Origin of the sequence: Winogradskyella sp. (assembly GCF_016744625.1) — a bacterium.
Taxonomy (GTDB): Bacteria; Bacteroidota; Bacteroidia; order Flavobacteriales; family Flavobacteriaceae; genus Winogradskyella.
Window position 1 is genome coordinate 20,857 of record NZ_JADGDZ010000006.1, and the last position, 13,542, is coordinate 34,398.

Here is a 13,542-nt window from a genome sequence, read left to right on the forward strand (position 1 = left end):
ATAATTAAGATATGATTAGAATGAAAAACCTTCTATTGTTTATTGTGCTATTTTGTGTTTTCAATTGTAAAACCAATATGGAAAATGCTAATGCTGAAAATGCAAAAAAAGAAAACAGCGAGATGAGAACTACCGAATTTAATGTCATTGCAAAAGGAAATCTTTATGGTTCTGGTAGCGAAGGTATTGTTGCTCAAAACCTCGTTATAACTAATCAAAACGATTGGGATAAATTAATTAGTCAAATGAACTCAGTAAACAAAGTTTCTGATAGTTTTAAAGAAACAAATATTGATTTCTCTAAACATACAATAATTGCTGTATTTGATGAAGTAAAAGGAAGTGGAGGTCATAGTTTAGAATTAACGATCACTACTAATTCTGAGAACACTATAGTTAATATAACTAAGATTGCACCTAATGGAGTTGCAACAAGTGTAATGACTCAACCTTATTATATTATAAAAATTGCCAAGCGTAATTTACCAATAGAGTTTATAACAAGTTTCTAAAAATTGAGACAAAAAAAACGCCCAACCGTAGGCTGAGCGTTGAAACTTTGTAAGATATATACTTATAGTACCTGTACGTTTGCAGCTACTAATCCTTTTCTTCCTTCTTCTTCTTCGTACTCTACGTTGTCACCTTCGCGTAATTCAACACCATTAAGGTTTGATACGTGTACAAAGATGTCTTTTCCTGTTTCTTCGTTGGTAATGAATCCAAATCCTTTTGAATCATTAAAAAATTTAACTGTTCCAGTCATGTATGATATAAATAAAAATTAAAGTGCAAAGATATAATATAAATTAATTCCAATGTTAATAAATTGTTTTATTTTATTTTGAAGCTCTAGGATTGAAAATCAATGTGTTAAGTGAACTCTTGTAAGGTCTTATTAACAAAGGTCTAAGTGGAAGAAGAGGTGAGATGGATTAGAACTATGAAATTGTTTTAACGCTTTTGATTTTCTCGCATTTTATCAAGGTTTTCTTTAGTTAGCATATAATCTTTTACATCTTTACCTTTCCATCTGTAGTAAGAAAACAATGGAAAAACAACTAAAAACAGACCAATAACACCAAAACCAATCAATTTTTGAGAGTAATCAATATCTAAAGTTAAACCACAAATGATGCTCGATACTGAAGCAAGGAAGGCTATAAAGGTTATAATTTTTATGGGTTTCATTTTTAATTTAAATTATGACGTAAAATTAATCAATTGCTCCCTGTAAGCGGTTAATAGTTTAGATTTTGATATATAACCGTGATATTTTCCGTTTTTAATAACAGGTAGATTCCATACTCCGCTCTTTTTAAATTTTTCCATAATAATATTCATTGAATCTTTTTCATAAGTTATAATATCCTTACTTCCGTGCATTAAACTAGAAGCATCAACTTTGTCGTAAAGATCTGAATCAAACATCATATGCCTTATGTCATCCAAACGAATAACTCCTAGAAACCTATTTTCATCATCAACTACAGGGAAATGGTTTCGAGATGATTTTGCAACCGCATTTTTTAAAATATCACGAAGTTTCATTTCTGGTTTTAATGTGATAAAATTGGTTTCAATAATTTTATCAATGTTCAATACCATAAGCACGTTTTTATCTTTATCGTGCGTCATTAATTCTCCACGTTGAGCAAGTTTTAATGTGTAAATAGAATGTGAAGTGTAATATTTTGTTATTGAAAACGATATTGCAGAGACTATCATTAAAGGGACAAAAAGTTCATATCCACCAGTAATTTCAGCAATTAAAAAGATAGCAGTTAAAGGTGCGTGTAGAACGCCAGCCATTAAGCCTGTCATACCAATAAGTGTGAAATTGGATTCTGACACTTGGAAATCTAACCCTATATTATTAATTATTTTTGCAAAAGCATTGCCTAAAGCACTTCCCATAACAAGTGTAGGAATAAAAACTCCTCCAACTCCTCCAGCACCAAACGTAGTTGTCATAGCTATAGCCTTAAAAACACCAATACCTAGAAGTAGACCTATTACAATCCATATATTTGACAAATCGAAATTAAAAGGAGTCTTCCCAATTGCGGCTAAATGATCACCTTTAAGTAAATTATTCATAATACCATAGCCTTCACCATACAATGCCGGAATAAAATAGAGTATTGTTCCTATAGCTAATCCACCAATTAATAGGCGTTTAGCACGATTTTTAAATTGTTTAAAAAAGTTAGTGATAGTAAAAAAGACTTTAGAGAAATACACAGAGGCAAGTCCAGTAATAAGTGCTAAAATGACATAAAAACCAATATCGTTTATTTGAAACTTATCGGCTAATTCGAAACGAAGTAAGATATCAGTTCCAAGGAAGAAATAAGAAGTTACAACAGCAGACACTGATGCTAATAACAGAGGTATTAATGAGGTAAAAGCAATATCTAAACTAAATATCTCTACAGCAAAAATAATAGCAGCAATAGGAGCTTTAAACATAGAAGCCATTGCGCCAGCTGCTGCACAACCAATTAAAAGCATTCTTGTTTTTTGGTTCATATGAAAAAACTGAGCAGCATTAGAGCCTAAGGCAGAACCTATACTAACTGCAGGTCCTTGTAGCCCAACAGATCCACCAAAGCCAGCGGTTAGAGGTGCTGTAATTAAACCAGCATAAATATTATATTTTGGAATAATACCACCAAGCTTTGATATAGCATAAAGTGTAGATGAAATGCCATGGCCAATATGTTTTTTTAACCAAATTTGTTTGATAAGGTAAACAAGAAATAACCCAATTATTGGAAAAATAAAGTATAATGAATTTTGGTAATTTTTAAAAAAAGATAATTCAAAAAGAAGAGGGATATAGTGAGTAAAGTTTTTAAGTAATACAGTGCCAATCCCAGCTAAAAAGCCAACTAAAATACTTAGCATAAACACAAATTGGCGTTCAGAAATATGTTTATATCTCCAAATTAAAAATTTGCGAAATAGACTTTTAGAGTTAAGAGTCATATTATAAAATTAACAAAAAAAATCCTGCACTAAGCAGGATTTTTTTTATGATTTTAAATTAAGCTTTAAACTTAGTTCTTTTAGTTGCTCATCATCAATTGGAGCAGGAGCATCAATCATCACATCACGTCCCGAATTATTTTTTGGAAACGCAATAAAATCTCGTATTGTTTCTTGTCCACCTAAAATAGCAACCAATCTATCTAATCCAAAAGCTAAACCTCCATGTGGTGGTGCACCATATTCAAAAGCATCCATTAAGAAACCGAATTGTGCTTTAGCATCTTCTTCAGAAAACCCTAAGTGTTTCAACATGATTGCTTGCGTCGCTTTATCGTGAATACGAATTGATCCTCCTCCAATTTCGTTTCCGTTTAAAACCAAATCATAAGCATTAGCTTTTACATCGCCTGGATTGGTATCTAATAATTCTAACTGTCCTGGTTTTGGAGATGTAAATGGATGATGCATCGCATGGTAATGACCTGTTTCTTCATCTAATTCTAATAATGGGAAATCAATGACCCAAAGCGGAGCAAATACTTTAGGGTCTCTTAAGCCTAAACGTGTTGCTAATTCCATACGCAACGCACTTAATTGTGCTCTTACTTTGTTTGTCTCACCAGATAATACACAAACTAAGTCACCAGATTTTGCACCAGTAACTTCTGCCCATTTTGCTAAATCATCCTGGTCATAAAATTTATCTACTGAAGATTTATAGCTTCCATCGTCATTACAGCGTGAGTAAATCATTCCTAAAGCACCAACTTGTGGACGCTTTACCCAATCAATTAATTTATCGATCTCTTTTCTTGTATATGTATTCCCACCAGGAACAGCGATACCAATAACTAATTCTGCATTATTAAAAACACCAAATTCTTTATGCTGTGCAACGTCGTTAAGTTCACCGAATTCCATTCCAAATCTAATGTCTGGTTTGTCATTTCCGTATAAACACATTGCGTCATCGTAAAGCATTCTTGGGAATTTTTCAATCTCAACACCATTAACTTCTTTTAGTAAATGACGTGTTAAGCCTTCAAAAACATTAAGTATATCTTCTTGCTCAACAAAAGCCATTTCACAATCTATCTGTGTAAATTCTGGCTGTCTATCGGCACGTAAATCTTCATCTCTGAAACACTTTACAATCTGAAAATATTTATCCATACCACCAACCATAAGCAATTGCTTAAAGGTTTGAGGTGATTGTGGTAAAGCATAGAATTCTCCTTCATTCATACGAGAAGGCACAACAAAATCTCTCGCACCTTCTGGTGTCGATTTTATTAAATATGGTGTTTCTACTTCTATAAAACCATCTCCAGATAAGTAATTTCTTACTTCTTGAGTTACTTTTGCTCTAAATATTAAACTCTCTTTTACAGGATTACGACGAATATCTAGATAACGATACTTCATACGTAAATCATCACCACCATCGGTTTTGTCTTCAATAGTAAAAGGAGGAACTAAAGAGGCGTTTAAAATATTTAATTCTGAAACTAAAACTTCAATATCTCCTGTCGGAATATTTGGGTTTTTAGAAGCGCGCTCAATCACAGTCCCCTTAACTTGAATCACAAATTCTCGACCAAGCTTCTGAGCCTTTTCCATTAAGTCTTTAGAAGTACGCTCTTCATCAAAATAAAGTTGAGTAATGCCATAACGATCACGAAGATCTAGGTAAATCATAAATCCTTTATCTCTTATACCTTGTACCCAACCAGAAAGAGTGACTTCTTTATTGTTATGAACGGCTCTTAATTCGCCACAGTTATGACTTCTATACATAATGAAATTTTAATCGTGCAAATTTAAGGAAGTTAAATGACTATATAAATGAAAAGCCTCAACAATTGTCAAGGCTTTTCTCGCTATTAATCAAACCTTTTGGAATAATTAAAGGCTTTTACTAGTATGATTTATAAACTATTCGTTTTAAATGGTATTTTCATCTAATCGCTGATCCATGTTAAAAACTTCTTGCGTTGTTAATTCTTCGGAAGTGTTTTTCGGTCTTTTTAGCCACATTTTAAACAAAGTGATTAAGTAGAATAAAATTGGTACAACAATCAGTGTTAAGAATGTTGCTATCAATAAGCCATAAATTACAGTCCAAGCTAAAGGCCCCCAAAAAATAACATTATCACCTCCCATATATATGTTTGGATCAAAATTTTTAAACATACTAAAGAAATTAATATTAAAACCAATGGCTAATGGAATAAGACCTAATATTGTAGTAATTGCTGTTAGTAATACTGGTCTTAAACGTGCTTTACCAGCAGTTACAATACTTTCGAATAAGTCTTCTTTACTTAGATATTCTTTATCTCCTAAACCTAAATCGTGTTTCTTTCTATCTATAAGTAATTGGGCATAATCGAGCAGTACTACACCATTGTTTACTACAATACCAGCAAGGGAAATAATTCCCATCATCGTCATCATAATAACAAAAGGGTTTCCTGAAATCACCAATCCACCAAAAACACCTATTAAACTCAAAAGAATAGCAATCATTATGATTGTTGGTTTTGAAATAGAGTTAAATTGGAAAATAAGGATGAAGAATATTAGCCCCAAACCAGTAAATAAAGCACCCATTAAAAATGCCATTTGCTTGTTTTGCTCTTCAATTTGGCCTGTATAATCGATCTTAATATCACTCGGTAAATCTATATAAGATTTCATTTCATTTTGTACCTGAGCTACAATCGCACCAGCATCTGTAAAACCAGGCGATAAAGCAGAATATACAGTTACAACACGTTTAGAATCTTTATGCTTAATTGCACTAAAACCAGAATTATTAGATTGCTTCGCTAAAGTTGATATTGGAATTTCTTTTATTTGACCGGAAGCCATATCTCTAAATGTAATTTTCTGATTGAAAATAGCACTTGTATTATATCTGTTTTCTTTATTAAAACGCACATAGATATCATAATCTTCACCATCTTCTTTAAAAATACCAGCTTTGGCTCCAAAAATAGAGTTACGTATTTGTTGCCCAACTTGAGATGCACTAACACCTAATTCACCAGCTTTTTCTCTGTCAACAATAACCTGCATTCCAGGCTTATCTTTATTAACATCAATTTTTAATTCATCAATTCCTGGAATGTTTTTGGTGTTAATGAAATCGCGCATTTTTTCGGCAGTAGCAATAAGTTCACTATAATCGTTGCCTTCAATTTCAATATTAATTGGAGCTCCAGCTGGTGGGCCAGCAGCATCTTTTTCTACCGAAATTAAAACACCAGGATAAATACCAACTAATGCTTCTTGAACTTTTTGACGCAGTAACTCACTATCTTCTCCTTTTCTGTATTTATATTCACGCATTGAGGCCGTAATCTTTCCTTTGTGTGGCATTTCGGCAGAAGAACCACCATCTGTTTGTGGATTTCCAGCACCTTCGCCGACTTGAGAGACCGTACTTTCTACTAAGAAATTGTGCTCTCCATCCATATATTCTGAACCGTTTAAGACACTATATACTTTGGTTTCAATCTCTTTTGTTATTGCGTTTGTTTTTTCAATATCTGTTCCTTGAGGATATTCTATATAGACAATAATTTGGTTGGGTTTATTGTCTGGAAAGAATTCTATTTTTGTCCGTTGTGAGCCAACAGATGCACCAAAAGACATGAATGAAGCAATTAATAATGCAAATGTACCAGCAACTAACCAATATGGTTTTTTACCTGATAAAGCGCCACGTAAAACACCTTCATACCAGTTTTCTAATCGAGGTAAAACTTTATTTTGAAACCCATTTGCCCATTTACGTAAAAACAATCTGTACACCCAAAGCATAATTGCTGTAAAGATCATTAAAGTTCCTAAGGCTCTATTTTCACCACCAAAAATGAAAATAAGAATGCCAATAACAGCAATTATAATTGAATTTTTAATGATTTTTTTAATCGGCATATCCTTATCTTCAGTACTCATAAAATCTGAGACTAAAACAGAATTAAAAAATATAGCTACAAATAATGAAGATCCTAAAACTGTTGCTAAAGTTATAGGGAGAAGCTTCATAAATTCGCCCATAACACCAGGCCATAAACCAAGTGGAATAAATGCTGCCACAGTAGTTGCAGTTGAAATTATAATTGGAAAAGCTATTTCACTAATTCCTTTTTTAGCAGCATCAACACGACTCATGCCTTCTTGATCCATTAGTCGATAGACATTCTCTACCACCACAATACCATTATCTACCAGCATACCAAGCCCCATAATAAGACCAAATAAAATCATAGTGTTAAGAGTGTAGCCAAACATGTTTAAAATCATTAAAGACATAAACATAGACATTGGTATAGCAAACCCAACAAAAACAGCATTTTTAAAACCTAAAAAGAACATTAATACAGTGACTACTAAAATAACCCCAAAAATGATGTTGTTAACTAAGTCATCTACTTGCCCAATGGTTTTAGTAGATTGATCATTAGCAACGGTTACAGTTAAATCTGAAGGAAAAACATCAGCTTTAGCTTCATCTACAATTTCATAAATTTGAGTTGCAGCTTCAACCATATTTTTTCCAGCACGTTTTTTTACATCTAGCATAACAACCCGATGACCGTATTCTCTAGCATAAGTTGTTCTGTCTTTAGATTTAAAAGACACTTCAGCTACATCTTTTAAATAAATGGGATTATCATTCTCAGATTTAACAACAAAATTCTCTAATTCTAAAGGAGTTTCAATTTCACCTAAAACTCTAATGGTACGTCTTTGTCCACTTGAAATAAGGTTTCCTGCTGACATTGTTGAATTTCCTCCTTTTACAGAATTAATGATATCATCAAAGCTTACTTTTGCAGCCATCATTTTATAAATGTCTACAGCAATTTCTACCTCTTTGTCTTGAACACCACGAATATCTACTTGTTTGATTTCTTGTAGATTTTCAATTTCATCTTGAAGATATTCTCCAAATTCTTTTAGTTTTTCTACAGTATAATCACCAGAAATATTAATATTAAGAATAGGCATTTCTTCACTCATACTCAGAGAAAAAACATTAGGCTCTACTTTAGCTCCATTAAAGGTCGGCCAATCTTCACTTGCAGTTTGAGAATCTATTTCATCTTTTACCAATTGTCTAGCTTCTGGAATTGTCACTCCTTCATCAAACTCAACAATCACCATGGAATAATCTTCTTGAGATGTTGAGGTAATTTCAACGACATTACTAATCGTTTTTAGTTTGTCCTCTAATGGATCTGTAATCAGTTTCTCAATGTCTTCAGCGGTATTTCCAAAAAAACCTGAACTTATATAAATTTTGGTTTCTTTTATTTCAGGAAAGTTTTCTCGAGGCATTTCAAAAAAGGCTGAAATACCTAATAAGAACATAACAGCCATGACCACATACATAGTGGTTTTGTTGTTTATTGCCCAAGACGATAAACCAAATTCCTTTTCAACTTTCTTTTTGTTTTTCTTTTTAGTCATAATGGTTTGGTTAGATATCTAATACTTTTACAGTCTGTCCATTTTTTACACTTCTGGCACCTTCTTGAATAATTTCGGTTCCGTTTTCAATGCCTTTTAAAACTTCAATAACATCACCTTGTGTTTTGCCTGTTTCAATGATAATACGTTCTGCAATACCTTCTCCATCTGCATTTTTAGATTTAATAATATAGATGTATTGTTCTCCATTTGCATTTTCGGAGATAATGCTTTGTGGTATTAATAGTGCTTTCTCGTTAGTGTAATCGTTAATTTTGAGTTTAGCAGTTAGATTAGGCTTTATGCTTCTGTCTTTATTTGGCACTGCAATTTCTACTTTGAATGTTCTATTTGCTGGATTGATAAAGTCTCCTGCCTGGCGCACTTTTGCATTCATTTTTTTTCCTAAAATTGGAAACTCGACTTCTACGTCTTTGTTTTTTGTAACATTAGTAATGTAACGTTCAGGAACATTAGTTTCAATGTACATGTTGTTTAGGTTTACAATTCGCATTAATTGTGATTGACCTGAAGCAACAACACTTCCTTGCTCTGTAATAATATCGTCAATTGTCCCAGTAAAAGGTGCTCGTACTATGGTTTTTCCGATTTGTTGTTTTATTTGATTGACAGCTTGCTCTTGCCCTTCGTAAGTAGATTTAGCTTGTAAGAATTGAATCTCACTGCCTATCTTTTGATTCCAAAGACGTTCTTGACGCTCAAAAGTAGTTTTAGCTAAATTAGCTTGAATTTGAGCTTGTGCCAATTGCTGGCTCATGCCTCCATCATCTATTTTTGCTAAAGTTTGTCCTTTAGTAACTTTCTGACCTTCTTTTACATACACATGTGATAAGATCCCAGAATATTCAGGGAAAACAACCAAATTGTTCTTTGTACTTACATTTCCTTGAAGCTCTAAATAGTGATTAAATACATCTAGTTTCGCTGTGAACGTTGTAATTAGAGGGACTTTCTTGGTAGTGTCTAAGACAGCAATTCTTTCATCTAATTGTTTAAGTTGCTCAGCGATTTCTTGTTGCTTGGCAACAACTTCACCACGTTTTAACCTTATCTGTTCTAAGTTATCTGTTTCAATAACGGCTTCAACAGTTTTGTTTTTATCACTACTACATGAGGTAATAAAAATGGTAATTAATAAGAATGAGAATATATGTTTCATGATTTTCATGTTTTTTTGATTGATTAATTGTTTTGTATTTCGTTTAGAACAGTTTCTAATTCTGCCTTTTTATTAATAACATCTAGCATGGCTTGTAAATATTCTTGCTGAGATGTGTATAATTGGGTTTGTGCTTGTCTTAGGTCGAAACTTGAAGCTATGCCTTCAAAAAATTTAACTTGATTCTTTTGTTCTATACGTTCAGCAAGATTTAAGTTGTCTTTTTTATTTCCATAATCTTCAATAGCAAATTTATAATCACTTTTGGCAGAGGCTATTTTAAATTTTAATTGTTGCTCTACCTCTGTTAGGTCTTCAATAGATTTTTCAAGATTAATAGCAGCGCGTTGGGTTGCTGCGCTTCTCATACCAGAACTGAATATTGGAATGTTCATATTAACTCCAAACAATGAAGATCCAAACCATTTTTGATCATTATGTGTAAAAGTAAATTTGTTGCTATTACCAGAATAGGCTCCATTAATAAAAGCGTTTAATGTTGGTAGCGCTTTACTTTTTTCTAGTTTTAATAATAATTCCTTAGACGTTTTGTCATTCTCAGCAATGAGATAATCTATTGTATGTTCTACATTATCTTTTGAATCTAATAGACTTAAATTCATGTTTTGAGATGATAAATTTTCTAAATCATCTGTAAGCGTAGTTTTAGAATATATTTCTAAGCCTAAAGTGATATTTAACATTTGAAATGCTAAAGTTTTTAATCTATTTGTATTGTTTAGGTTACTTTTTACACCAGATAAAGTGATTTGTAGTTGCTCTACACTTTCTTCCTCTTCTAAACCGTTTTCAAAAATTTTATTGGTTTCATAAAGGTTTTTTTCGAGAACCTCTATATTACGTTCTAATATTAAAATACTTTCTTTTGCTAAAAGCACATTTCCATAAGCTTCAATAACTGCTTTTCTTACTTCGAGATCTGTTTTTACTTTTGCATTTTTAGATATCTCTAAAAACACTTTTGCAGATTGTAAGCCTACTAAATAAGTTCCATCAAATAATTTTTGACTTAAAGTGGCTGTACCAGTGATAGATTGTTTTGCACCATTTGGTATTGCGTCCAAGTTTCCATCATTGTCAATATCAAAAATAATTACTTGTTGTTTTAGCCAATTGTTATAGCCTAATTCTGCATTTAATTGTGGTAAACCAGTCGCAGTAGTTTCACGTTTTTGTGCTTTTGCTGCGTCAATATCTCGTGCTGCATTTATAGCTTTCCTATTATTTTCTAATGCGTAATTTATAGCTTCTTGTAACGAGAAACTTTGAGATGTTTCTTGAGAAAAACTATAGAAGGATAAGCAAATAGTTATTATAATTATTATATTTTTTTTCATTTTTTATGATTGATTTTCTTTGTATTTAAGAAGTTCTTGTTCTAATATAGAATGACCATATAATGTAGCAATAGCTCTAGTATGGTACTCTAAAACTTTAATTTCTGTTTTAACGACTTCAGATAGTTTTTTATCAAATAGGTCACTTTCATGTATTCCAAAAACGAGTATGAAATAAAATTTCATTACCATGTCTTTATCAATATTTTGCCTATAAAGTTTTTCTGCAATGCCTTTCTCTAAATTCTGTGTTACACATTCACTAAATGTGCAAACTTCTCTATCCATTAATTTGGTAAAAGTTTCTGGGTAATACTTTTTTAATTGATACATCGGAGACGATTTGGCATTTTTAAACATGTTTTTAAATATGTTTTTTATGACAAAGTTTTCTTCAATTGCATTGTACCCTTTGGCTACAATACCATCAATAATTGTATCAATTGCTTTTTGTACGTAGGCTACTGTCTCATCTACAAGTTGGTCTTTGTTATCAAAATATTTATAAATGGTTTTTTTTGAGATTCCCATTTCACTAGCAATATCGTCCATGGTTACACTCTTAAAACCGAATGTTAAAAACATGTCGCCTGCTTTATCTGTAATTTTTTCTTTCATAGGTTTCTAAATTCTTTGCAAACATACTCAAGGAAACTTTAAAAACAAAAAAAGTTTCCAAAGTTTTAATATTTTTTTAACATAGATAACATTGCCTTAAAATATGTTGAAAGCATTATTTTTGTTTTATGCAAAATATTGAAGTGTATCAAAACTCTTTTATTAGTTATTTAGAAGGTTTTACGGTGGATAAAGAACCAAAGAATCTTTACGAACCAATAAATTATATTCTAAAACTTGGTGGTAAACGTTTAAGACCTGTTTTAACATTAATGACAACAGAAGTCTTTGGGGAAAAGGCAACTGAGGCAATGAATGCTGCACTTGCGGTTGAGGTTTTTCATAATTTTTCACTAGTCCATGATGATATTATGGATGATGCTCCGTTAAGAAGAGGAAAAGAAACTGTCCATGAAAAATGGGATTTAAACACAGGAATTCTCTCTGGTGATGCGATGCTAATTTTGGCGTATCAACTGTTTGAAAACTATGATTCACAAACATTTCAGGCATTAGCAAAATTATTTAGCAAGACGGCTTTAGAAGTATGCGAAGGACAGCAATACGATATAGATTTTGAGACTCGTAATGATGTTACTATCCCAGAATATCTACAAATGATTGAATATAAAACAGCTGTATTAGTTGGTGCTGCAATGAAAATGGGTGCTATTGTGGCAGAAGCTTCAAATGAAGATCAAAATGCGATTTATGATTTTGGTCGTTATTTGGGTATTGCTTTTCAATTGCAAGATGATTATTTAGATGCTTTTGGTAACCCAGAAACTTTTGGAAAACAAGTAGGTGGTGATATTTTAGAAAATAAAAAGACTTATTTATATCTTAAGACATTAGAGCTTGGCTCTAAAAGTGAACAATCTAGTTTGATAGAAACTATGTCTGATACTTCAATTTTAGATGAGAATAAAGTAGATAAAGTAAAAGGTTTATTCAACAATTCTGGTGCTTCAAATGCTACTCAAAGTGCTGTAAAAGATTATACAGATAAAGCGTTTACTGTTCTAGAAGCCCTAAATATTTCTGAAGATAAAAAACAATTACTTAGACTATTTGGAGAGCAATTAATGAACAGACGTATGTAATGAGTTTACCATCTAATTTTGAAGATTTAATTACTGAAGCTACGTCATTAGATTTATATAATAAACTAATCATTCAGTTAAATAAGGATTTACTTTATGCTAATGTAGATGTAGAGTTTGATGAAGAAACATTGCCAACAAGCTTAAAGTATGTACTAAATGAAACTGTTTTTAAGCTTATTCAAAATAAATTTTCAGAATATTTAAATCTATTATACATAGTAGATGTGTCAGAACCAAAAATTAAACAATTAGATGGTTCTGATACTCTAAAATTATCTGAAGATGTTACGTTTTTAATTCTGCAACGCGAGTGGCAAAAGGTTTGGTATAAGGCAAAGTATTCTTAGTGTTTTAAGTTTTAAAGTATTCAAAATAGGTTGTAACTAGACGTTTTAAATAAGATACTTTTTTATCTACTTCTGAAGTGTTATTTGTGTCTTTTATATCAGTAATTTCTTCTAGAATTGGTACAAGTACAACATGAAGTTGGTCGTGTGCTTCACCTGTCATATTACAACTCTTAATAATATAACTGGTTTCTTTAGAAAGTGCTTCGCCTAATAGTTTTCCATCTAAAGATGTATTGTTATTTAAGATAGAATCGATGCGTTTCATGCCAATGTGTGTTTCTTCATTGGCAATCCATTTCTCGTTATGGTTTTGTGTTAAGCCTTCAAGTTGGATTGCTGCTGGTGTTTCAGTTTTGGTTGTTTCTTTTTTACAGCCAAAAGTTAATGCTAAAGACACCAGGAGAATAAGATATTTTTTTTTCATAGTTTTCTAATAATTAAATGTCAATTAT

At 31.9% G+C, this 13,542-nt stretch carries 12 protein-coding genes; 3 read left to right on the plus strand and 9 right to left on the minus strand.

What is annotated here, in order from left to right:
* Positions 1 to 20 precede the first annotated feature (20 nt).
* A complete protein-coding gene (locus QZZ53_RS02495) occupies positions 21 to 512 on the plus strand; it encodes a protease complex subunit PrcB family protein (protein WP_296381106.1) in 492 nt (163 codons plus the stop codon).
* A gap of 62 nt (positions 513 to 574) precedes the next feature.
* Here QZZ53_RS02495 and QZZ53_RS02500 read toward each other — a convergent pair whose 3' ends face one another.
* From QZZ53_RS02500 to QZZ53_RS02535, 8 genes are all read right to left on the minus strand, one after another.
* On the minus strand, positions 575 to 766 hold the full coding sequence (locus QZZ53_RS02500) for a cold-shock protein (RefSeq protein WP_296381108.1): 192 nt from the start codon (positions 764 to 766) through the stop codon (positions 575 to 577).
* Between the two features lie 188 nt (positions 767 to 954).
* A complete protein-coding gene (locus tag QZZ53_RS02505) occupies positions 955 to 1,191 on the minus strand; it encodes a hypothetical protein (protein WP_296381110.1) in 237 nt (78 codons plus the stop codon).
* A 12-nt stretch (positions 1,192 to 1,203) separates the two neighbouring features.
* Positions 1,204 to 2,991: a chloride channel protein gene (locus tag QZZ53_RS02510; protein ID WP_296381112.1), complete on the minus strand. Its 1,788-nt coding sequence runs from the start codon at positions 2,989 to 2,991 to the stop codon at positions 1,204 to 1,206.
* 45 nt (positions 2,992 to 3,036) lie between these two features.
* On the minus strand, positions 3,037 to 4,791 hold the full coding sequence (aspS, locus tag QZZ53_RS02515; protein ID WP_296381115.1) for an aspartate--tRNA ligase: 1,755 nt from the start codon (positions 4,789 to 4,791) through the stop codon (positions 3,037 to 3,039).
* Between the two features lie 147 nt (positions 4,792 to 4,938).
* Positions 4,939 to 8,478, minus strand: a complete 3,540-nt coding sequence (locus QZZ53_RS02520; protein WP_296381118.1) for an efflux RND transporter permease subunit — start codon at positions 8,476 to 8,478, stop codon at positions 4,939 to 4,941.
* A gap of 10 nt (positions 8,479 to 8,488) precedes the next feature.
* Positions 8,489 to 9,658, minus strand: coding sequence for an efflux RND transporter periplasmic adaptor subunit (locus tag QZZ53_RS02525; protein ID WP_296381121.1), 1,170 nt, complete (start codon positions 9,656 to 9,658; stop codon positions 8,489 to 8,491).
* Between the two features lie 23 nt (positions 9,659 to 9,681).
* A complete protein-coding gene (locus QZZ53_RS02530) occupies positions 9,682 to 11,016 on the minus strand; it encodes a TolC family protein (RefSeq protein WP_296381123.1) in 1,335 nt (444 codons plus the stop codon).
* A 3-nt stretch (positions 11,017 to 11,019) separates the two neighbouring features.
* Entirely contained in the window at positions 11,020 to 11,634 is a 615-nt protein-coding gene (locus tag QZZ53_RS02535) for a TetR/AcrR family transcriptional regulator (protein WP_296381125.1), read from the minus strand.
* Between the two features lie 128 nt (positions 11,635 to 11,762).
* Between QZZ53_RS02535 and QZZ53_RS02540 the strand changes: the two genes are divergently transcribed.
* Together QZZ53_RS02540 and QZZ53_RS02545 are read left to right on the plus strand one after the other, a co-directional pair.
* Complete coding sequence (locus QZZ53_RS02540; protein WP_296381127.1) at positions 11,763 to 12,737, plus strand: polyprenyl synthetase family protein; 975 nt, start codon at positions 11,763 to 11,765, stop codon at positions 12,735 to 12,737.
* Positions 12,737 to 13,087, plus strand: a complete 351-nt coding sequence (locus QZZ53_RS02545) for a hypothetical protein (RefSeq protein ID WP_296381129.1) — start codon at positions 12,737 to 12,739, stop codon at positions 13,085 to 13,087. Before QZZ53_RS02540 ends, QZZ53_RS02545 begins: the two co-directional genes overlap by 1 nt.
* Positions 13,088 to 13,091: 4 nt before the next feature.
* Here the strand turns inward: QZZ53_RS02545 and QZZ53_RS02550 are convergent, their stop codons facing one another.
* The gene (locus QZZ53_RS02550; RefSeq protein WP_296381130.1) at positions 13,092 to 13,514 is read right to left on the minus strand and encodes a hypothetical protein; all 423 of its coding nucleotides are present in this window, start codon (positions 13,512 to 13,514) and stop codon (positions 13,092 to 13,094) included.
* Positions 13,515 to 13,542 lie beyond the last annotated feature (28 nt).